We start from the raw sequence: 20,885 nt of genomic DNA, 5'->3' as shown, positions 1-20,885 counted from the left end.
AAGACCGGTCTGCATTGATTCCCGGAACGACGGCCAACTCACAGTATTACCGCGCTTCAGCCTGCTGCCGTCAGATATCGGTAGCGTACAGCCGGCAAGATGTAGATCGGACTGGCGGAAATCGGTACGTTGGCTCGGCCGGCACTATCGACCGCCAATTCCCGGACCCTGCCAACCACGTCCACCGCCAACCAGTTTTGCTTGGTATCCAATTGCAGCGGCCATACGCCCTCGCCTTGCTCGCGCCAGATCATCAAGGTCTCGCCGAAATAGCCGGCCTGGATATTAGCGTCGTGGGTATCGACCGGCCGGTACGACAAGCCATCAATTAAGGCGCTGGCGGTGTACAGCGCCGCTTCGCCGGGTTTGTGGCCGAGCGAATAATCCCACAAGCGGCCATAAGCCAAGTCGTATTCATGGGCGATGCAAAACGCCACGCCCAGATAATCAGGGCGGCTATTCACCCAAGCCACGATTTTTGCCACCTGCTCCGCCTGCCAGCGTCGGCCGCTGAAACCGTGCATGGCCTTGGCGCCGGTTTCGCCCAGCCAGAACGGCAATTTATTGGTTTTGCCCAGGCTGGCATGAGCCGCCAATACGCCGCGCTCGTCTTCCAACTCGCCGTTGCCGATCGGTCCGCCGAAACGCGGCGGCCGCTGCGGGTAGGCGTGTACGTCCCAGGCATCCTGGACATTATCCAAACCCAGTTGCAACACTTGTTCAAACCAGTCACCCTCGCCCGGCCGCACCAGGCTGCCGCCCAGGTAATGGGCATCGTTGCGGGCTTGATGGACCATATGGTATTCCGACTTCGCCCGTTCCAGCCAATGCGCCGGCTCGCGCAGTTTTTGCCATTCCGGCTCGTGGCGAATGTCGATCTCGTTGCTGGCTTTGAAAAAGCGGGTAAAACCGGCGGCCGAATCGACAAAACGGCGGCCGTCTTCTGGTTTGTCGTTCAGCCAATGGCTGTCGCCGGATGAATCGGCAAACACTTCCAGACCGCGCTGTTTGGCTTGCTCCCACAATGACCGGTATTGCGGATCGAAGCCCGGATAACTGCCCAGGCTTCTGAAAATACCCATCCGCTCCAGCCAATCGAAGTAACCGCCGGTTTGGCGGAAACTTTTGTCGCCGTCGGCCAATGCGTAGTAATCGTTGTTCCAGACTTTTTTTCCAGCCAACCGTTGTTTTTGAGCCGCGTTGCCAGCGACGACGCTAAAGCCGTCCGCCGGATAGTGCATGATCGGCCGGCCGTCTTCGCCATACAAAGACGGATATACCGCGTAATGACCGGGCTGGTCGAGTTTGCCGAAATCGGCTTCGACCTGGGCGGGAAAACGGCCGCGAATCTCCCGTTCGGCGATTTGCCGACCGCTGTAATCGACCAACCGCAGACGCAATTTGGCCGGGAAGCGCGGCAGCGGCGTCTCCAGTTTGGCTTCCTCCAAAATCGGCTGCCAGCGCAGATCGATACTCAGCTTGATCGGCTCACCGGGATGCGGCAGATTGGCCGGGGCAGTATTGAAAATCACCGGCCTGAGTTTGGCGGCGATTTTGTACAAGGCCAAATCGGCGTCGGGATCGGCGGTTTGCGTCCGCAAGCCGTCCAGCGGTTTGCCGCCGGCGTCGCTGAACAGCCCGGCAAAGTAAAAGCGCTGGCCCTGATCGTGTTGCATCACCAGTTTCACCAGCAAGCTATGCCAACCCGGCGTCAAATTTAACGCGGCCACTTGCGGCGCTTGCGGCCGCTCGGCGTGGGCGGTGGCCAGCAAGCCTTCTGCGCTCAAGCCATGCAGCAGTGCTTGAGCTTGAGCGCCCAACGAGGACTTGAAGCCCGCCGGCGGTTGCGCGTCGTCCGTCAGAGGCAATGCCTGCCCGTCCAGCCAGGCTGCCGCTTTAATGCCGGACTGGCGCAGATGCAATTGCGCCTGCAGAGGACGGTCGGCGTGCAGATACAACTGGGCGTAGCCGGTGCCGCGCGACCAGCCGTAGGCGTGCTCGGTGCTGTCCATTATCGTTGTTTCACCGTTGGCATCGGTCGCCGCGACACGCCAGTTGCGTAGTTTGCCGCCCATCATTGCCAGACTCAGATAGGACTGATCGGGATTGGGCCTGGCTATAGTTTCCGTGTCCAAACCAAATACCGACAGACCGGCTTGACCGTCCTGCAAACCGCCGACCAGCCAGGCGGCCGGGATGCCGTTTTTTAACAACACTGGCGTTGGCGCCGGGATTGCCGGGAGTTGCGGCATCCAACCAATTTGGTCCGGCTCGGCTAGAAATTTTGCCACGCTTGCTGCGTCGGCCGGCTGACTCAACACGCCGAGCATGGTGTGATGATCGTCGGTGACGATGGCCGCCGGAAATGTCGGCAGATTCAGATCGCGAGCCATCGTCTCGGCGGCTTGGCCGATCAAATAAGTCACCGGCATGTTTTGGTAATACGGCCGCGCCGCATCGGCGGCCAAACCGAGAAACAAACGCTCGCCGTGTGCGCCGCTACCGTCCAGCACCACTAAACGCCGCGGACCTTTGGCATCTGGCCGCGTCAGGGCCAGAAAGCGGTTGCGCAGTTCGGCCTGTTCGCCGGTCATCGCCAACGCCAACGGCTGTTGCAGTTGCAGCACAAAGGCGTCGAACACTTTGGCGCCATCGGCCTTGCCGCTGTTTTCAATGTTCAGCCAGCGATCGCCAGGCAACAAAGTCACCGTCTCGGCGGCGGGCAACCATTGGTACTCCCACGGCGTGGTGTTGGTCAGGGCAAATTCGCCGCGGCTCGCCAATTCGTCGGGCTTGGCACCGGCCTTGACACTAAAGCGCTGCTCGACTTGCGACACCTCGCCGCCGCTTTTGTAACGCGCCCACAACCGGTATTGGCCGGGCTTGCTGTCTGGAGGCAACGCAAAACGGAAGCTGCCGCTCCAGTCGCCGAAGCCGGAATGGAACAACAAGGCTTCGTCTTGTTCAATCGCCAACGCACCGGTATTGGCGCCGGCCTCGGCCGTGCCCTGCGCCACCGTCAAATGGTCCGGTTTCGGCAAATCCAGCAAAGCCGGTGCCTTGCCCAGTTCGAGCAGTAATGCCGGTTGATTGGCGGTCGTGGCCACCGGCAATCCCGCCCACGGCGATGCCAGCAAAAACGCATCGAACACCTTGGCATCGTGGCCGGCGCCGCTGTTGCGCACTTCTACAACCCGGTCTTCTGCTTGCAATTCGATCAGCTCCGGACCGCTCAACCAGGCGTACTCCCAGCCTTTCGGCGTCAGTTGTACGCTGCCGCGTTGTTGCAGACGGTTAACATCCGGCCCGGCCCATATAGCAAAGGTCTGTCGGCTCACCGCCGGATCGCCGCCCTGGCGCCAGCGCGCCCAGAACCGCAAGCGGCCGCTCACTGGCGAATTTAAATTGAAACGAAACGCCGCCTGCCATTGGCCGAAATCCGGATGCAATACGTTGACCGCGTCCGGTTCGACTTGCCAAGCGACACCGTGCTGAGAATCCTGCAGCGGCTGACCGGAGACGGATAGCACATTGGCGGCTAAGCGATTCGGCGCACTGGCCGCACTGCCCAGTTCCAGTAACAAAATGGGCTGGCCGTTCGTAGCCGAAACCGGTAATCCGTCCGAATTAACCCCGGCCGCAAGGCTATCGCCAGCGCCGAAAACGGCCAATCCGGCAGCAAAGACAACCGCGATGCGCAACTGCGGCCATCGCCGCCGGCCCAAGCCCGACCGCCGGCGCCTGGAGGCGCGACTGGCAAAGGCAGCGCAGCAAAGCGTAAGCCAAGCAGTTCTGTAGTTGAAGGGAGTAGCAGAGCCGCCGAAGGGACGGCAGCCCGGTTGGGCATACCCAACCTTTTTCGGCAAAACCGGAACAGCCAAAATGGCGCCGACCAAGTTTATAGCGGACAAAATAAACCGATGCATTACAAGTCCTTGTCGATTAGCAATACCGGGGCCTAGCCCGGAACCGTAAACGTCCGTGTCAACGGTATGATATGACAATCCGCGGCTCTTGCCGAATGCCGCAAACGGCTGGGCCGGCCCCCGCGCTGCGCGGAATTTTGCCGCATCCGTCACGAATTTCGCCAGCCAAGCTATACTATTGCAGATTTACAGTCGCTCGTGCCACGGATGAAGTTCAAAAATCTGCTGTCTTTGAAATCCCTGATCGTGCTGGGATTTGTCGTTGCCGTTATCCCGCTGTTCCTGGCCGTGATGTATGCCGCCTTCGGCATGCGCGAAACTTCGGCCTTGGGCCGCACGGTGAATTCGCAGGTATTCGAACAAACCAAAACCATACGTCTGGTGCTGCAACGCGCGTCCGACATCGAGCGCAAAGCCAAGCTGTTCGTGCTGCTGTCCGACCCCGAATTGCGCCAACCTTACGAACGGCAATCCTACGAAACGGTACGAGCATCGTTCAAACAGGCGCTGAGCGACTTGTTGAAATTGCAAGTCGACAACCGCATCGCGCTGCTGGTCAACGAACTTTCGGAAAAGGAAAACCTGATCTACCAGCAAATCATCGGTTCCGAAGGCGACAACAACCTGAAACTGCCGCTGGACGAGGCCTTTCAAGGCTTGCGCGAATCGTCCTATACGCTGTCGCGCGAATTCGAAAGCCATGTCGACCATGAATTCAACGAGCTGCGGCAAATGTCGGAGTCGCTGGAGCAAGGCCTGTTGATCAGAGGCGCTGCGCTGTTGGCGATATCGTCGGCGGCGATTGCGCTACTGTTGCTGGTGATTTCGCGCTCGATGCGGCAATTGGACTCGTCGATCCGGCGCCTGGGCGCCGGCGAATTGGACGAGCCGGTTAGTGTCAGCGGCCCGTCCGATCTGGCCTTTCTCGGCAACCGCCTGGAGTGGTTGCGTACCCGGCTGATGGAGCTGGAGTCGTCGAAGCAGCAATTCATTCACAATGTCGCCCACGAAATCGAGGCGCCGCTGGCCGGCATCCGTTACGGCGCCGAACAAATGGCCGACGAGGCCGAACTGGACGGCAACCTGCGCCAACAGGACATCGTCCGCAAACTGGGCGCCAACATCGACAAACTGCAAGCCGTTTCCGACGAATTGCTGCGTTACAGCAAGTTGAGCACCCAAGGCGAAGCCAGACGCAAGCAAGCGCTGAATATGAAGGATTTGCTGGAAACGGTGGTGGCCGAGTTTCAACCGGCGCTGGCCGCCAAGTCGATCGAAATGCGCATGTTGTTGCGACCGGTGCATATTTCCGGCAACGCCCAGCAACTGCGCGGCATTGTCGAGCAGTTGCTGGACAACGCGGTGAAATTTTCGCCGCCGAAAGGTGAAATCCGCATCATGCTGCGCGACACCGGTACCCAGATGGAACTGGAAGTCGAAGACGAAGGCCCGGGAATTCCGCTGGACGAACGCGCGCACGCCTTCGAACCGTTCTACCGCGGCAAGGCTGCCCAGGCCGAAGGTATTCCGGAAGGCCCGGGCCTGGGGCTGGCCATCGTCAAGGAATACGTCGCCAACCACCAGGGCAATGTCGAAATCATCGACGCCCGACAAGACCAACACGGCGCCCGCATCCGGGTGCAATTGCCGTTGAACGGGGAGATTTAAACCAACCATGATGTTTTTCAATCCGCGCCTGCTGCTGCCGGCGCCGCTGATTCTGTTATTCGCCGGCTGCGCCGAAGTCGATTCCAACCTACGGCAAGGGCCGCCGGTGGCCGCCGCCGAGCCCACCGTCCATTCCGACTTCGAGGATTTGCTGGATTTCGGCGCTAATCTGGCGGCAATGAACGCCCAGGGCAGGAGCGAAACCTGCCGCGGCCTGGCGAAACGGCATAAGGAAACCCCGGACAAAACCATAACCCTGCAATTGATGACCGGCCGCCTGTTGTCGGACGCCTGCGGCGACATCCCGAAAATCCTGGACGAATTGGCGAGCATCCCGCCGGAAAGTTACGCCGACGACCGTACCCGCCGGCTGGTGGCGATCCATACCGAGGCCCTGAAGCGTATCAACAGCGCGAACAAGAAAATCAGTTCGCTGGAGCGCAAGCAAAAATCGGTGCAGAACGTGCTGGACGCGAAGGACACCGCCGGCACGAAAAAAACCGAATCGCACCTGCTGCGGGAAAAACTGGAAGCCATCCGTTCCATGGAAAAACAGCTGGACGAAACCGGCGACGCCAAATAGCAGCCATGTTTCGGTTTCGGCTGGCCATCGTCATGTTCATTTCGTTCGGCTTCGTCCTCAGCCTGGGCGTGGCCCTCTATCTGGGCGCCGACGAGATGGCCCTGCACTTCCAGCACAGCCAAACCGCCTACGAAACCTTCGACGATTACGAACAGTTGTCGCAGGAAGCCTACCGCCACTTCAAACAGCGCATGGACCGACTGATAACCGCGAATCCGAATTCGGAGACCGGCGTCGAATCGTCGAAACAGCGGCTGCAGGCGGCAATCCAGGCGCTCAGGGAAACCGCGGTCAAAGAACCGGTGATCGGCGGCGAAACCTGGGTCGACAAACCGGCCGAACTCGAACGCGTAGCGCATTTGACCGCATTTCTGGAAGCCAGCGAATACCGTTTCGAGGAGGTTGAGCGCTTGCGCCTGCAAGGCAAGCTGGCCAATGCCGTGCAGGCCTTGACCAAGTTTACCGAGGAAGAAATCGACGGCAAATTTCAGCCCTTGATCGATGCCGCGATCGACGCCGAACGCGAGAAGGCCAAACAAGCCAAACGCGAGCTGGAAAGCCTGGTTCGCCAGTCGCGGCTGACCGCTATCCTGGCGTCCGTGACGGCCGCACTGTTTAGCCTGATGTCCGGTATCTTGTTGATGCGCCGCTTCCACCGACCGATCCAAGCCCTGATGAAAGGCACCGACGAAATCGCCAGCGGCAATCTGGAGTACCGGATCAAACTCGATACCCGCGACGAATTCGCTTATCTGGCCAGCCACTTCAACCAAATGGCACAAGAGCTCGAAGTGCAGCAGAACAAACTGCGCGAGAGCCGTTCGGTACTGGAACAACGGGTAGCGGAACGCACGTTGGAATTGAATCTGCTTAACGAGGAACTGAAGCGGATGGACAAGGCCCGCCGCGAGTTTTTGGCCGATATTAGCCACGAACTGCGCACGCCGATCACGGTAATCCGCGGCGAGGCCGAAGTCACGTTGCGCGGCGAAGACCGCCATACCGAAGAATACAAAGATGCGCTGCAACGCATCGTCGAATTGGCGATGCAACTGGGCAAATACGTCAACGATTTGCTGTTTCTGGCCCGCGCCGAAACCGCCCATCTGCAATTCGAGTGGGGCAAAGTCGATCTAACGGAATTGGTCGGCAATGCGGTCGAAGACTTTCAGGTCATGGCCGAGGAACGTTCGTTAAGCGTAGCGTTCTCAGGGCCGGAGTGCCCGGTCTGGGTGCGCGGCGATAAGCAGCGCTTAAGGCAGGTGCTTTTTATTTTGGGGGAAAATGCGTGCCGCTACTCAAATCCCGGCGGCCATATTTCGGTAGCCTTATGGGTGCAGGGTAAGGAAGCGAGTTTCAGCCTTACCGACCAGGGGATCGGTATTCCCAGCGGGGATTTGGAACGCATTTTCGAACGCCACTTCCGCAGCGATAACGCGCAAAGCTCGCGCGACGAAGGCTCCGGCCTGGGCCTGCCGATGGCAAAATCGATTACCAAGGCGCACGGCGGTCGCGTCGCGGTGGAGAGCCGGGAAAACTCTGGCTCGACCTTTACCGTGACCTTGCCGTTGCTGCCGAGCACATAGGAATAACCATACATGAGCGAAAAATACACAGCATCCGGCAACCTGAGCGGCATGGGTTACATGCGCGTGCTGCTGGTGGAAGACGACGAACGCATCGTCGATTTCGTCCAGCGCGGTTTGAAGGCGGAAGGCTATTCCGTGGAAGTCGCCAGGAGCGGCCAGGAAGCCATCGCGCTGGGCGGCGAAGGTTCGTTCCAGGTAATCGTGCTGGATTTGGGCCTGCCGGACATGAACGGCCGCCAGATTTGCGAACGACTGCGCGGCAGCGGCGTCGACACCCCGGTGTTGATGCTGACCGCCCGCGACACGGTACAGGACAAGGTATCCGGTCTGCGCGCCGGCGCCGACGATTACATGACCAAGCCGTTTGCCTTCGAGGAATTGCTGGCACGGATCGAAGTGCTGCTAAGGCGCCGCGGCGGCGAAATCAAGCCGGAAGCCAAGGAACTGCGCATTGCCGACCTGGTGTTGAACGGCGAAACCCACGAAGTGCGGCGCGGCGATACCCCGATCGAGCTGACGCCGAAGGAATTCGCGCTGTTGGAATGTTTCATGCGCATGCCCGGCAAGGTGTTGAGCCGTACCCGCATACTGGAGCAAGTCTGGGGCTACAGCGCCGACCCGCTGACCAATGTGGTCGACGTTTATATCCGCCAGTTGCGCCGCAAAATCGACGACGACTACGAACAAAAACTGCTGAAAACGGTACGCGGTTTCGGCTACAAACTGGAAGCCCCCTGAGGCCCGCCTAGTGCCGGCCGGAACGCAGACCGGCCGGGCCGAATTGTCTATAATCCGCGTACCTGACAGCCGCGGCTTATCGCATGCAACTCACCTTACTCGACTCCGACCAACCCGAACAGGCTTTTCCGCCTCTACATAAGGCACTGAAAGAACCCAACGGCCTGCTTGCCTTCGGCGGCTGCCTGTCGCCGAAACGGATCGTCAATGCCTACCGCCACGGCGCGTTTCCGTGGTTCAACCCCGGCGAGCCCATCCTGTGGTGGTCGCCGGACCCGCGCCTGGTGCTGTTTCCGGAGCATTTGCAAGTCTCGCGCAGCCTGGCCAAAACCCTGCGCAAAGGCCGGTTCGAGATCCGCTACGATACTGCGTTCAAGGAAGTCATAGCCGCCTGCGCCGCGCCGCGTAGCGACAGCGGCGGCACCTGGATTACCGATGACATGCGTCGGGCTTACCAAACCTTGCACCATCTCGGCATCGCCCATAGCTGCGAGGCCTGGTGCGACGGTAAACTGGCCGGCGGCCTCTACGGTCTAGCCATCGGCCAAGTCTTCTTCGGCGAATCGATGTTCCATCGCGAAACCGACGCCTCGAAAGTGGCGTTCGTCCATCTGGTCGGAAGCCTGAGCGACTGGGGTTACCGTTTGATCGATTGCCAGGTGCGCAGCGAACATCTGCTCAGCCTGGGCGCCGAGGAAATCCCGCGCCAACGCTTCGCCGACTTGCTGGAACGGCTCTGTACCCAAGCCCCCGCGGCCGAGGCCTGGCGCTAATGGGCAGTTTGCCGATCTGGCTGGACGACGAACGCGCATGCGGTTACCTGCCCGACCGCCAAGCCCGCTCCGGCTTCGTGCATCCGTCGGTAGCAATGACACCGAAACTCTATTCGCAACTGATCGCGCTCGGCTTTCGCCGCAGCGGCAACTACGTTTACAAACCCTATTGCCCAAGCTGCCAGGCTTGCATACCGACCCGGCTACCGGTCGCCTCGTTCACGCCCGACCGCCGGCAAAAGCGTTGCCGCAAGCGTAACGCCGATACCCGTAGCGTCGTCAGACCGGCCGAGTTCGACCCCCGCCATTTCGACTTATACCGGCGTTACCTGGCGGCCCGCCACGACGATCCGCACAAAAAGCCGGTGTCGGCGGACGATTATTTGAGCTTTCTCGGCAGCCGCTGGTGCGATACCCGCTTCGTCGAATTTCTGATTGGCGGCCGCCTGGCTGCCGTTGCCGTGGTGGACGTAGTCGACGACGGCCTGTCGGCGGTCTATACCTTCTTCGATCCCGAGTTCGCCGACTTCAGCCCCGGCGTTTATGCCGTGTTATGGCAAATCGAAACCGCCGGGCAATGGGGCTTGCCTTACGTTTATCTGGGCTTTTGGATCGAAGACTGTCGTAAAATGCGCTACAAAATCGAATATCAGCCGCTGCTCGGCTTGGTCGGCGACCGGTGGCAACCCCTTTCAAATCACACATTCAACGAGGAATAAGCAGTGCCGAAAGCCAACGAACTGAAACTGGGAACCGCGATCGAAATCAACGGCGAACCGTATGTGGTCAAACACATCGATGTGCGCAACCCAACCTCGCGCGGCGCGACGACGCTGTATAAAATCCGCTTCAACCACATGAAAACCAAGCAGAAGCTGGACGAAACCTTTAAAAGCGACGATATGCTGAAAGCCGCCGATTGTTCGCGCTGCAACGTGCAGTTTTCCTACCAGGACGGCGACACCTACTACTTCATGAACAGCGAGACCTACGACCAATACGCGCTGTCGGCCGAGGATTTGGAAGGCCAAACCTTATACCTGACCGACGGTCTGGACGGCATCATCATGCTGTTGATGGATGACGCGCCGCTCGGCATCCAATTGCCGACCACGGTGACGCTGCAGATCGTCGAAACCCCTCCGGCCATGAAAGGCTCCAGCGCCACCAAGCGGACCAAAACCGCCAAACTCGCCACCGGCCTGGAAGTGCAGATTCCGGAATATATCGAGTCCGGCGAACTGATCAAAATCAATACCGAAACCGGCGAGTTCTCCTCGCGCGCCTAAGCGCTTGATACTAATCAGGCGACTACGTTCCTGACGCATTGCCGGGCATAAGCATTGATCGGCACGTTGCTAGCCAGATAGTGGTTAAACAATTCGTTGACCGTAACCGGATTCAGATAGGCGTAAATGCCGCAGCCGGTTATGGCAATGAATTGCCGACTCAGGGTTTCGATGAATACAATCCGCAAATTGTTGATTTCGTTAGCTTGATGCATAGTTTCCATGACACTCTCCCGAGGCTGTTGATCGAACTCGACCAAGTAAATGCATTAGTTGCACCAGCAGAAAAACACCTATAAAAATCAAAATCATAGATCCTGACTGGCATTTTCAGCGGCCCATTCCGTGACGTCATGCCGTCACGGCGTACGGCATTTCGTACCGGCGCAGTTTCCCACTTCAACCTGGAGCAGCCGCCACTGCCATTTTGCGGCACCGCAAGATTCGGCTTTAGCTCGACTGACGTTAGTCTAAAATTGAAGCTTGAGCCCAGAGTAACGGTGCGGTTCGCGTCTGTCGGTGTTTCGTACCACTATCCGGCAGTGATTTATTTCACAGTAGCCAGGCAAAATTCGGCGCCGAGCGACACCTAAGCGGGGGATATTTCGATACCGCCGCGTCCCATTCGGTCACGACTTACGGCATTTCGTACTGCGCGCTTCCCGGACCGTCGTGAATGGCAGACGACGGTTGAGCACCAACCAGGCCGATGCGCGCCGCCCCGATTCGCTCATCTGGCGAGAACAGGGTGACCTGGCGATATAGCACCATTATTGAAATTTGCTACTTGGCGCCAAACTCGGCTTTAGCCGACATAACTCGACTTTTGCCGCGACCTAAATCCAAGAATCAATCTTGCAGAAACCGAATGCAGATGAAGCGAACTGACCCCGGTAACAAAAATGTTTCCCAGCGTGGACAAACTTGGCGGCTTTTGGGCAATCTACCTATAATTGGACATCGCCGGATCGGCGTTCAGCAACGCCAAGTTCCGCAGCCGGGGTACGGCGAACTTGCCAAAAAACTCAACCACGCGCAGCCTGCCTACCATGACCCATTCTCCGTTAGTCTCCGTCGTCATCCCCACCCATAACCGCCCGGAACTGCTCGCCGAAGCCTTACAGAGCGTGTCCGCACAAACTTTGGCTGACTGGGAAGCCATCGTCGTCGACGATGCATCTGAACCCAGCGTCGACCCGGCACTTATCCGCCAAACCTACGGCCCTCGGGTTAAAGTAATGCGCCACAATCAAGCAAAAGGCGGCGCGGCAAGCAAAAATACCGGCATTCAGGCAGCCAGCGGACGTTATATGGCTTTTTTGGACGATGACGACGTCTACGACCCCAACTATCTGGAAACCGCCATCTCCATCCTTGAACAGCACCCGGAGCTGAATACGCTGTTCATTAGCGTGATCTGGTTCGGACCCAACTCTAAATGGACAAGCCAATACTATTCCGAGGCGATGGGCAAGATCCTGGCCGAACTATCAGGAACCAAGGTTGCGGACAATTTGCTCGTGTTCGACATGATGAAGCTGTTCAACGCCCTGCTCGTTCGGATTCCGATGGCATTCCAACGGCCCGTGTTATCTCGCTCTAACTTTTTCTCTATAGGCCTCTATCAGGAAGACTGCCTGCTTTGGGACTGCGAATGGGCGCTGCGTGCTGCCTTAAATGGCCCTTGCGGCCTGCTGACCACAGAGCTATATCGGCAACGCGCCGCAGGCCAGGGCTATTCTTCCCAACCGCGGCGCAGGCTAGACCATGCTCTTTCCAACATGCAGATGAAAAATGCGTTGGTCGCAGCCTTACCTGCCGACTCGCCACTGTTAGCTGCCGCTAAACGTGCAGCAATTGCCGCCAACTTCGGGGTAAGTTGGCAGTACATGAATCAGCGCGAAGGTTTGCCGGCAGTTAAAACCGTGCTAAGCACCTTCCGTTACGGGACGAGCTGGAAGCAACTGAAAATGTTGTTGCACGCTTTCCTGATCTGGGCTGGCGGCCGCTTCCTCAAACCTCGCGACAACGACGATTGACCCGTCAGCCCAGCGATACTTGGCTGACGCTTGAGCCCTACCAGGCAATGCAGTATAGTGCCGGCCCATGAACATTCGGACCGCTAATTCGCACCCAACTCTTAAGCGCAGACCGCCGTTTTGCATAGCCGCGATACTCGCGCTCCCCCTTCTATTAAGACTGCTGCCCTGACGGGCAAACACTCTTTCTTCTTCAATTTACGACAACACCTTCCTCTTTCTTGGCTGCAGAGCCGAACGTTTCATGAACGGAGCCCTCATGAAAGACCAATTGATTATTTTCGATACCACCTTGCGCGACGGCGAACAAAGCCCCGGCGCGTCGATGACCCGCGACGAAAAGGTCCGCATTGCGCGGGCGCTGGAGCGGATGAAGGTCGACGTCATCGAAGCCGGCTTTCCGGCCGCCAGCCAGGGCGACTTCGAGGCGGTGCAGGCCGTCGCCGATGCGATCAAAGACAGCACCGTCTGCGGTTTGGCGCGGGCGCTGGACAAGGACATCGACCGCGCCGGCGAAGCCTTGAAAGGCGCCAACAGTTCGCGCATCCACACCTTCATCGCCACTTCGCCGATCCACATGGCGAAGAAGCTGAACATGCAGCCGGACCAGGTCATAGAGTACGCGGTCCGCGCCGTCAAACGCGCCCGCCAGTACACCGACAACGTCGAGTTCTCGCCGGAAGACGCCGGCCGTTCGGAAGAGGATTTCCTGTGCCGGATCTTGGAGGCGGTGATCGACGCCGGCGCCACTACTCTGAACATCCCGGACACGGTCGGTTACAGCATGCCGCAACAGTTCGGCGCCACCATCGCCAATTTGATTCAGCGGATACCGAACTCGGACAAGGCCATCTTCTCGGTGCATTGCCATAACGACTTGGGTTTGGCCGTGGCCAACTCGCTGGCGGCGGTGATGAACGGCGCTCGCCAGGTCGAATGCACCATCAACGGTTTGGGCGAGCGCGCCGGCAACGCCTCGCTGGAAGAAGTAGTGATGGCGATCCGCACCCGCCAGGATTTCTTTCAATGCGATACCCGCCTGGATACCCGCGAGATCGTCACCTGCTCGAAACTGGTGTCGTCGATCACCGGCTTCCCGGTGCAGCCTAACAAAGCGATTGTCGGCGCCAACGCCTTCGCCCACGAGTCCGGCATCCACCAGGACGGCGTCCTCAAGAACCGCGAGACCTACGAAATCATGCGCGCCGAAGATGTGGGTTGGACCACCAACCGCATGGTGCTGGGCAAGCATTCCGGCCGCAACGCCTTCAAAACCCGGATGGCGGAGTTGGGCGTGGAATTCGCCGGCGAAGCCGATTTGAACGATGCGTTTTATCGCTTCAAACAACTGGCCGACAAGAAACACGAGATTTTCGACGAAGACCTGCAGGCCTTGATCTCCGAACAAAGCTTCGAAGCCGAAGACGAACACATCAAACTGGTGGCACTGAAAGTCTGCTCCGAGACCGGCGAGGTACCGAACGCCACCGTGACCATCCTGGTGGACGGCAAGGAAATGACCGGCAGCGCCAGCGGCGGCGGCGCGGTCGATGCCAGCTTGAAGGCCATCGAAAGCCTGGTGCAAACCGGCGCCACCCTTGCCTTATATTCGGTGAACAACATCACCACCGGCACCGATTCGCAGGGCGAAGTGACCATCCGGCTGGAAAACGCCGGCCGCATCGTCAACGGCTCCGGCGCCGATACCGACATCGTCATCGCCTCGGCCAAGGCCTACATCAACGCGGTCAACAAGCTGCAAAGTCCCGAGCAGCGCCAGCATCCGCAGAAAGGCGATGTCTAGCCGCTGACGATGGAAGAATCGGTCCGCTTGCAATATCTGGAGGCGATGGGCATCGATGTCTGGGTTCCCCGGCATCCGCCCGTCGTCGCCGAGCAAGCGGTTGCCACCCCTATAGGGTGCGCATCGCCAAGCGAAGCCGACCGCGTCGGCGCCCCCGATAACGAAGCCGGGCCAACACCGCAACAACCGGCCATAGGCGAATCTTCCGTCAATCGCCAGCACGCTGAACCGGCACCGCCAACCGCCGCATCAGACTCGTCTCATAAATTCGAAAGCGATGCCTTCGCGCCATTACCGCACCACCCCAAGCCCCATACCGACGACCTCGCCTGGAAAGACCTGCAACACCAGGTCTCGATCTGCCGCGCTTGTTTCTTGTGCGAGACCCGCACCCAGACCGTGTTCGGCGTCGGCAACAAACACGCGGATTGGCTGCTGATCGGCGAAGCGCCCGGCCGCGACGAAGACCTGCAAGGCGAACCCTTCGTCGGCCGCGCCGGCCAGCTGTTGAACGAAATGATCCGCGCCATCGGCCTGCGCCGCGAGCAAGTCTATATCGCCAACATGCTGAAATGCCGGCCGCCCAACAACCGCGACCCGCAGGCCGATGAGGTCGCTGCCTGCCACGGCTTTTTGAAACGCCAAATCGAACTGATCCGGCCCAAGTTGATTTTGGCCGTGGGCCGCATCGCCGCGCAAAACCTGCTGCATACCCAGCAACCGCTGTCGCGGCTGCGCGGCATGCGCCACGAACTGGAAGGCATTCCGCTGACGGTGGTGCACCACCCGGCTTATCTGTTACGCTCGCTGCCCGAAAAAGCCAAAGCTTGGGAAGACCTGCAATTTGCTCTCTCCGTTTACCAATCACTAGAACAATAACAACGATGTGGAAACTGTTACATAAACTGAAATCAGCCGTGGTCTACGACGCCGACCGCGAGTTTTACGCCAAAGTGTTCCCGGACTCGGTGGAGGCGCGCGACCTGCTGCGCTTGCGCAAAATGGACCACGCCGACCTGCCCGGCGTGATGGCGATCGAAACCGTCAACTACGAATTTCCCTGGTCGGAGGGCGTGTTCAAGGATTGCTTCCGAGCGATGAATTACACCAACTGGATTTGCGAAGCGCCGGACGAGACCATCGCCGGCTACGCCATCATTTCGGTCGCCGCCGGCGAAGCCCACATCATGAACATCAGCGTCAACCCGGCGTTTCAACGCCAGGGCGTCGGCCGCAAGATGCTGGAGCATTTGATCGAATACGCCCGCCCCCGCGCCGAAACCCTCTATCTGGAAGTCCGTCCCAGCAACCCCGGCGCGATCCATCTGTACCGCAGCAGCGGCTTCCGCGAAATCGGCATCCGCAAAAATTACTACCCGGCCAAGAACGGCAAGGAAGACGCGATCATGTTTGCGTTGGATCTGGTGCCTATGCTTTGAGCGCGCGAGCGTCGCTAGCATAAAACGATAACCACAGGAGACCCACTATGGCATTTCCCAAACGTTTGGAATACGGCGGCCACGCCCTGGTCTGGTCCGGCGACTGGTCCGAGGCAGGCGCCCGCAAAGCCATCGCCGGCGCCGCCCGCGCCGGTTACGACTACATCGAAATCGCCCTGCTCGACCCGTGGCAAATCGACGTCGCCCTGACCAAAGATCTGTTGCAGGAATACAATCTGCGCGCCCACGCCTCGTTGGGCTTGTCGGCCACCACCGACGTCACCAGCACCGACCCGGCCATCGTCGCCAAAGGCGACGAACTGTTGCGCAAGGCCACCGACGTGCTGTACGCATTGGGCGGCAGCGAACTGTGCGGCGTGATCTATTGCGCGCTGGGCAAATATCCCGGCCCGGCATCCAGGGAAAACCGCGCCAATTCGGTGGCGGCGATGCAGCGTCTGGCCGACTATGCCGCCGACAAAGGCATCAATATCGATCTGGAAGTGGTAAACCGCTACGAAACCAACATCATGAACACCGGCCTGGAAGGCCTGGCATTTCTCGACGAAGTCGACCGGCCGAACGCCTTCCTGCACCTGGACACCTACCATATGAACATCGAGGAAGACGGCATGGCCAAGTCGGTATTGGCCGCCGGCGACCGGCTGGGTTATGTGCATATCGGCGAAAGCCACCGCGGCTACCTGGGTACCGGCAATGTCGATTTCGCCAGTTTCTTCAACGCCTTGAAACAAATCAATTACCGCGGCCCGATCACCTTCGAATCGTTTTCGTCGGAAATCGTCGATCCCAAACTGTCCAACACCCTCTGCGTCTGGCGCAACCTATGGCACGACTCCGACGACCTGGCCGGCAAAGCCTTGGACTTCATCAAGCAGCGCTATTAGCCATGAAACGGGCCATCGTCTACCTGCACGGTTTCAACTCGGCATCGCTGGATTTGCACGGCAATCTCTTGACCGCCAAAGAAAAGCTGGCCGTGCTGCAAGCCTTCTGTAACGAACGCGACGTAATGCTGTACGCGCCGAACCTGGATTACCGCAACTTCCAAGGCCTGATCGAAGACCTGTTGTTCGAATGGAACCAACTGCTGGACCAAGGTTACGACGTGGTGTTCATGGGCTCGTCGATGGGCGGTTTCAGCAGCGAATACCTGGCTTATAAGACCGGCGCCAGAGCAATCATGATCAACCCCGCCGTCAGCCCCAGCACATTGCTGCCGCAGTTCATCGGCGTCACCGCCAATTTCGAAACCGGCGAACCTTACGACTGGCAGCAAAGCCACTGCGACCAATACCCGAAATTCGAGCAAGAACTGGCCGCGAACCGGCAAAAACTGGACTTGACGCTACTGCTGGACTTGGGCGACGAACTGCTGGACTCGGCCGCCACCCGCGACCTGTACCAAACCAAGGCCCGCGTGGTTTGCTTCGAGGGCGGCTCGCACGGCTTCGAACACATGCGCGAGGCCTTGGCGCTGGTTGAGCGGGTGTTGTTTGGCGAAGACGAAAATCCTGTGTCCCGATTGAATTGAACCGGCTGCTCCTGTCCCGCTTGGCATTCAGCTCGGTTGCCGGCAATTTTTCACAGATTTATTGATCCCGCAAAACCTAAGTGTTGATCTCTTGATATCACCGACTTTTTGTTGCGCCATACGCAATCTTCTAATAGTTTCTGTCCGCCGATGAATTGCAGGCTAAATAATACCGCAAGTTTCTGACCACCATGGGTTGTTGGACTGTATAGCTACAACAAATTTAACCACAACGGGAGTTATGGACAGATGTGCGGGATTTCCAAACATCAAATGTCGTATGTATTACTATAGGGCTTCAACAATATGTCAGACTCTCTTGAATCTCGCGTACTTGGCTGGCTAAAGGAACAGGGCTTTCCTCTCGAAATGGAGGTCGCCTCAATAGCCAAAGCAGCCGGCTTCGAGGTTTCGCAATCCGAATACTACTTAGACCCAGATGGTGGAGAGCCACGCGAAATCGACTTGATTCTGTCCCTCAACAATCGAAAGGGCGACTTCAGCCTTACTTATAATCTTTTCGTTGAATGCAAGAGTAGTCGCGATAAACCTTGGTTGATGTTTAGCACGCCAAACGAATTAGGAAGCTCCCTCACTCAAGACAACAGATTCAATTTCATTGAATTACAGAGTGCGTTCATTTCAAGTAATCTAGCTGACACTCTGCTGCTTAAATCAACGTTCAATGGTAATTTGGACCATCTTTACCCTCGCCTCAACACAGAACCATTACTTGGGTATGGTGTAACGCAAGCATTTGCACAGGCAGGCGACGCTCCGTTCAAGGCGATGATGAGTACGACCAAAGCAGCCCTATCCCACACCAAACGCATGAGCAAGCTGTTCGGGCTGTATGTTCCAGTGATCTTTGCCACACCCGTTATTGTGATTGATGTACCGTTGCTCGCTGTCTCATTTTCTTCAGAATCGAACGAGTTAGCGGTCTCCGAGATTCGCAGAGGCAACCTGTATTGGAAACATGTAGTGGGAGGTCGCTCGAGAATTGGGGTCTACATCGTAACAAAGCAAGAGTTCCCTGCATTTCTTGCCGACTGTTATGCCAGCGCTCAATGGTGGACAAACGTTGACGAAGAATCTCTCGAACAAATTAGAAAGGAAAATCTTGGCCCCAAGCAACCTTCATGAATCCAATCTCATCACTCCACCGGAGCTACTGAGGAAAAAAATGGCAGGTTTTACAATATCCCCACCCCGATCGATGGGCGAATTGCCTACCTTTTAAAGACAACGAGAAATGCCGGAAGCACTGCGCTTATTCCGGCCTGCCGTGATATCAGGATGGTTTTCTTAACCAGATGCCGCGCCGAGCCCAAAGGGCGAAGCACAGGGATGTGCCGAGTGAGCATGCGGCATGGGGTATCGTTATTTTGGGTACTTTTCTTTCGCCTGCATGGATGCAGAGTAATGCAGGAGCAATTGCCGAGGATAAGCCAAGAAAAGTACCTCGGCCGTCGGGCCAAGACCCGACTTAAAAACTCGTCGCGACAGCGAAGCACTATCAAACTTCAACGGCGGGCAAATTTCGCCTACGCCAGCTCAACCGCGCCTTACGACGCTCCGGCCGCCAACACCAAAGAATCCCCTTTCTGCTCGATCCGGAAATATTTCAACGTATTCATGCCGACCAGCACTTCGTCCAGATAGCGGTTGATATGGGCGTCCAGGTCGCGCAATTCCAGATTGCCGAGCTTCAGGCTGGCGATGCGGGTTTGGTAATCCGTTACCCGGCCGCCGGCGGTTTCGGCTTGCACCGCGCCGCCGACGGGCAAACCGGCGGCACGCGCGTATTTTTCCGGAATCGAGGTTTTGGTGGCGCCGGTATCGATCATGAACGGCATCGGCACGTTATTGATCAACAAGGTGCCGCGAAAATGGCCTTGGCTGTCGGCCTTGATTCGAACTGCGCCTGTACCGCCGACCTCGCCGTCCGCCGTAGCCGGCAGCACAATTTCCGGTAACGGGTGGCGGGCAGCGACCTGTTTTGCCAACAGCGCATCCGCGCCATACCAAAGTCCGGCCAGGGCCGCCAGCGGCATCAGCAGATACCGCAACGTACCGGCCGAACCGCGCCGCCCGGATGCGACAGTCTGCTGGCGCGGTTCGCCATCGCGCGGCCGGCTCGCCCGTTTGCGCAGTTGCTCCCGGTAATAATCCCGATCTTCGAATCCCATCGTGTTTACCCTCCGCAGAAACAAAAAAGCCCCCGCCGGTTGGCGGAGGCTTTTGCCGATTATGCCAGGCTATGCCGCCTGGGCAGGTCCGGTGCTAGCGAATCAATCGTCGCCGCCGAATACGCCCAACAATTGCAGCAAGCTGACGAACAGGTTGTAGATCGATACGTACAACGATACCGTCGCCAAAATGTAGTTGGTTTCGCCGCCGTGGATGATTTCACTGGTTTGGAACAAAATCATGCCAGACATCAACAGGATGAACATGGCCGAAACCGCCAACGACAAGGCCGGTACCGAGAACAGGACCGCGGCCAAACCGGCGAAAAACGCGACCAGCACGCCAACCACCAGGAATCCGGCCATAAAGCTGAAATCCTTACGGGTGGTCAAGGCGTAGCCGGACAAGCCCAAAAAGATCACACCGGTACCGCCCAACGCGGTCATGATCAATTGGTGGCCGTTGCTGAAAGCGTTGACGTACATGTTCAAAATCGGACCCAGGGTCATGCCCATAAAGCCGGTCAGGGCGAATACCCACACCAAGCCCCAGGCACTGTTGCTGAAACGGGTGGTCAAAAACAGCAAACCGAAATAGCCCACCATGCTGACGATCATGCCTGGATGCGGCAGATTCATTGCCATAGCCAAGCCGGCCGTCGCCGCGCTGAACAGCAGCGTCATCGCCAACAACAAGTAAGTGTTTTTCAAGACCTTATTGGTCGCCAGTACGCCGGCTTCCGATCGGGTGGTTGCAGTTGATAATCTCATGGTCAATTGTCCTTTGAAAGTTACGAACGAAGCTGTGACCGCGCAAATGGGCCGGAGTTTCCAGCCATTGTCGGCGTCGTCTGCTAGTATACCCAAACAAAATGCAGCTAAGAGGTTAATTCAAGCATGAGTACGACGCCTTACGATTTGATCGGCGGCGAAACCGGCATCAGACGGCTGGTGGACAAATTTTACTTCTACATGGACATCCTGCCGCAGGCCAAGGGCATCCGGGCGATGCACGCACCCAATTTGGCTTCCGCGAAAGACAAACTATTCAAATTCATGTCGGGCTGGCTGGGCGGCCCCAATCTGTTTATCGAGGAATTCGGCCATCCGATGCTGCGCGCCCGCCATTTCCCGTTTGCGATCGGCGAATCAGAACGCGACCAATGGATGCTGTGCATGAATAAGGCGCTGGACGAAATCACGATGGATTCCCGGCTGCGCGAAAACATCCGCAGCGCCTTGCAGCAATTGGCCACGCACATGATCAACCAAGAAACCACGGAAAACTGA

At 58.0% G+C, this 20,885-nt stretch carries 19 protein-coding genes; 15 read left to right on the top strand and 4 right to left on the bottom strand.

The features are described 5' to 3' along the window. Positions 1–56: 56 nt before the first annotated feature. A complete protein-coding gene (locus NP603_RS05585) occupies positions 57–3,584 on the bottom strand; it encodes a hypothetical protein (protein WP_256609932.1) in 3,528 nt (1,175 codons plus the stop codon). Between the two features lie 549 nt (positions 3,585–4,133). On the opposite strand from NP603_RS05585, the gene NP603_RS05580 reads away from it, so the two are divergent. The 7 genes from NP603_RS05580 to efpL all read left to right on the top strand — a co-directional run bounded on the left by NP603_RS05580 (position 4,134) and on the right by efpL (position 10,566). Next, positions 4,134–5,594 carry a HAMP domain-containing sensor histidine kinase gene (locus NP603_RS05580; protein ID WP_256609931.1) on the top strand — a complete coding sequence of 487 codons (1,461 nt, stop codon included), beginning with the start codon at positions 4,134–4,136 and terminating at the stop codon, positions 5,592–5,594. Positions 5,595–5,601: 7 nt separating this feature from the next. Then, positions 5,602–6,177 (top strand): hypothetical protein, encoded by a 576-nt coding sequence (locus NP603_RS05575; protein ID WP_256609930.1) that lies wholly within the window; start codon positions 5,602–5,604, stop codon positions 6,175–6,177. Positions 6,178–6,209: 32 nt separating this feature from the next. Next, positions 6,210–7,763 (top strand): sensor histidine kinase, encoded by a 1,554-nt coding sequence (locus tag NP603_RS05570; RefSeq protein ID WP_256609929.1) that lies wholly within the window; start codon positions 6,210–6,212, stop codon positions 7,761–7,763. A 12-nt stretch (positions 7,764–7,775) separates the two neighbouring features. Further along, positions 7,776–8,504, top strand: a complete 729-nt coding sequence (locus NP603_RS05565) for a response regulator transcription factor (protein WP_256609928.1) — start codon at positions 7,776–7,778, stop codon at positions 8,502–8,504. An 83-nt stretch (positions 8,505–8,587) separates the two neighbouring features. After that, positions 8,588–9,277: a leucyl/phenylalanyl-tRNA--protein transferase gene (aat, locus tag NP603_RS05560; RefSeq protein WP_256609927.1), complete on the top strand. Its 690-nt coding sequence runs from the start codon at positions 8,588–8,590 to the stop codon at positions 9,275–9,277. Beyond that, the gene (locus NP603_RS05555; RefSeq protein WP_256609926.1) at positions 9,277–9,996 is read left to right on the top strand and encodes an arginyltransferase; all 720 of its coding nucleotides are present in this window, start codon (positions 9,277–9,279) and stop codon (positions 9,994–9,996) included. Before aat ends, NP603_RS05555 begins: the two co-directional genes overlap by 1 nt. A gap of 3 nt (positions 9,997–9,999) precedes the next feature. After that, positions 10,000–10,566, top strand: a complete 567-nt coding sequence (gene efpL, locus NP603_RS05550; RefSeq protein WP_256609925.1) for an elongation factor P-like protein EfpL — start codon at positions 10,000–10,002, stop codon at positions 10,564–10,566. Positions 10,567–10,580: 14 nt separating this feature from the next. On the opposite strand, the gene NP603_RS05545 is transcribed toward efpL, so the two are convergent. Next, positions 10,581–10,790, bottom strand: coding sequence for a hypothetical protein (locus NP603_RS05545; protein ID WP_256609924.1), 210 nt, complete (start codon positions 10,788–10,790; stop codon positions 10,581–10,583). A 729-nt stretch (positions 10,791–11,519) separates the two neighbouring features. Between NP603_RS05545 and NP603_RS05540 the strand changes: the two genes are divergently transcribed. From NP603_RS05540 to NP603_RS05510, 7 genes are all read left to right on the top strand, one after another. Beyond that, positions 11,520–12,605, top strand: a complete 1,086-nt coding sequence (locus tag NP603_RS05540; RefSeq protein WP_256609923.1) for a glycosyltransferase family 2 protein — start codon at positions 11,520–11,522, stop codon at positions 12,603–12,605. Between the two features lie 259 nt (positions 12,606–12,864). Further along, positions 12,865–14,409 carry a 2-isopropylmalate synthase gene (locus tag NP603_RS05535; protein ID WP_256609922.1) on the top strand — a complete coding sequence of 515 codons (1,545 nt, stop codon included), beginning with the start codon at positions 12,865–12,867 and terminating at the stop codon, positions 14,407–14,409. A 9-nt stretch (positions 14,410–14,418) separates the two neighbouring features. Further along, positions 14,419–15,288, top strand: coding sequence for a uracil-DNA glycosylase (locus tag NP603_RS05530; protein ID WP_256609921.1), 870 nt, complete (start codon positions 14,419–14,421; stop codon positions 15,286–15,288). 5 nt (positions 15,289–15,293) lie between these two features. Next, positions 15,294–15,848 carry a ribosomal protein S18-alanine N-acetyltransferase gene (gene rimI, locus NP603_RS05525; RefSeq protein ID WP_140911081.1) on the top strand — a complete coding sequence of 185 codons (555 nt, stop codon included), beginning with the start codon at positions 15,294–15,296 and terminating at the stop codon, positions 15,846–15,848. A 47-nt stretch (positions 15,849–15,895) separates the two neighbouring features. Beyond that, positions 15,896–16,756 (top strand): L-ribulose 3-epimerase, encoded by an 861-nt coding sequence (locus tag NP603_RS05520; protein ID WP_256609920.1) that lies wholly within the window; start codon positions 15,896–15,898, stop codon positions 16,754–16,756. 2 nt (positions 16,757–16,758) lie between these two features. Further along, complete coding sequence (locus NP603_RS05515) at positions 16,759–17,403, top strand: YqiA/YcfP family alpha/beta fold hydrolase (protein WP_256609919.1); 645 nt, start codon at positions 16,759–16,761, stop codon at positions 17,401–17,403. A 306-nt stretch (positions 17,404–17,709) separates the two neighbouring features. Further along, a complete protein-coding gene (locus NP603_RS05510; RefSeq protein WP_256609918.1) occupies positions 17,710–18,549 on the top strand; it encodes a hypothetical protein in 840 nt (279 codons plus the stop codon). Positions 18,550–18,971: 422 nt separating this feature from the next. On the opposite strand, the gene NP603_RS05505 is transcribed toward NP603_RS05510, so the two are convergent. Beyond that, complete coding sequence (locus NP603_RS05505) at positions 18,972–19,595, bottom strand: retropepsin-like aspartic protease family protein (RefSeq protein ID WP_256609917.1); 624 nt, start codon at positions 19,593–19,595, stop codon at positions 18,972–18,974. A 102-nt stretch (positions 19,596–19,697) separates the two neighbouring features. After that, positions 19,698–20,366, bottom strand: a complete 669-nt coding sequence (locus NP603_RS05500; RefSeq protein WP_256609916.1) for a Bax inhibitor-1/YccA family protein — start codon at positions 20,364–20,366, stop codon at positions 19,698–19,700. Between the two features lie 126 nt (positions 20,367–20,492). On the opposite strand from NP603_RS05500, the gene NP603_RS05495 reads away from it, so the two are divergent. Beyond that, on the top strand, positions 20,493–20,885 hold the full coding sequence (locus NP603_RS05495; protein ID WP_256609915.1) for a group II truncated hemoglobin: 393 nt from the start codon (positions 20,493–20,495) through the stop codon (positions 20,883–20,885).

The organism is Methylomonas aurea (genome assembly GCF_024505045.1).
GTDB lineage: Bacteria > Pseudomonadota > Gammaproteobacteria > Methylococcales > Methylomonadaceae > Methylomonas > Methylomonas aurea.
This window is presented reverse-complemented; position numbering and strand designations above follow the sequence as displayed.

Bases quoted from the DNA above. Each gene is read 5' to 3' on its own strand.
- NP603_RS05580 (WP_256609931.1), top strand. From the start codon at position 4,134: ATGAAGTTCAAAAATCTGCTGTCTTTGAAATCCCTGATCGTGCTGGGA.
- NP603_RS05575 (WP_256609930.1), top strand. From the start codon at position 5,602: ATGATGTTTTTCAATCCGCGCCTGCTGCTGCCGGCGCCGCTGATTCTG.
- NP603_RS05570 (WP_256609929.1), top strand. From the start codon at position 6,210: ATGTTCATTTCGTTCGGCTTCGTCCTCAGCCTGGGCGTGGCCCTCTAT.
- NP603_RS05565 (WP_256609928.1), top strand. From the start codon at position 7,776: ATGAGCGAAAAATACACAGCATCCGGCAACCTGAGCGGCATGGGTTAC.
- aat (WP_256609927.1), top strand. From the start codon at position 8,588: ATGCAACTCACCTTACTCGACTCCGACCAACCCGAACAGGCTTTTCCG.
- NP603_RS05555 (WP_256609926.1), top strand. From the start codon at position 9,277: ATGGGCAGTTTGCCGATCTGGCTGGACGACGAACGCGCATGCGGTTAC.
- NP603_RS05545 (WP_256609924.1), bottom strand. From the start codon at position 10,790: ATGGAAACTATGCATCAAGCTAACGAAATCAACAATTTGCGGATTGTA.
- NP603_RS05535 (WP_256609922.1), top strand. From the start codon at position 12,865: ATGAAAGACCAATTGATTATTTTCGATACCACCTTGCGCGACGGCGAA.
- NP603_RS05530 (WP_256609921.1), top strand. From the start codon at position 14,419: ATGGAAGAATCGGTCCGCTTGCAATATCTGGAGGCGATGGGCATCGAT.
- rimI (WP_140911081.1), top strand. From the start codon at position 15,294: ATGTGGAAACTGTTACATAAACTGAAATCAGCCGTGGTCTACGACGCC.
- NP603_RS05520 (WP_256609920.1), top strand. From the start codon at position 15,896: ATGGCATTTCCCAAACGTTTGGAATACGGCGGCCACGCCCTGGTCTGG.
- NP603_RS05515 (WP_256609919.1), top strand. From the start codon at position 16,759: ATGAAACGGGCCATCGTCTACCTGCACGGTTTCAACTCGGCATCGCTG.
- NP603_RS05510 (WP_256609918.1), top strand. From the start codon at position 17,710: ATGTCAGACTCTCTTGAATCTCGCGTACTTGGCTGGCTAAAGGAACAG.
- NP603_RS05505 (WP_256609917.1), bottom strand. From the start codon at position 19,595: ATGGGATTCGAAGATCGGGATTATTACCGGGAGCAACTGCGCAAACGG.
- NP603_RS05500 (WP_256609916.1), bottom strand. From the start codon at position 20,366: ATGAGATTATCAACTGCAACCACCCGATCGGAAGCCGGCGTACTGGCG.
- NP603_RS05495 (WP_256609915.1), top strand. From the start codon at position 20,493: ATGAGTACGACGCCTTACGATTTGATCGGCGGCGAAACCGGCATCAGA.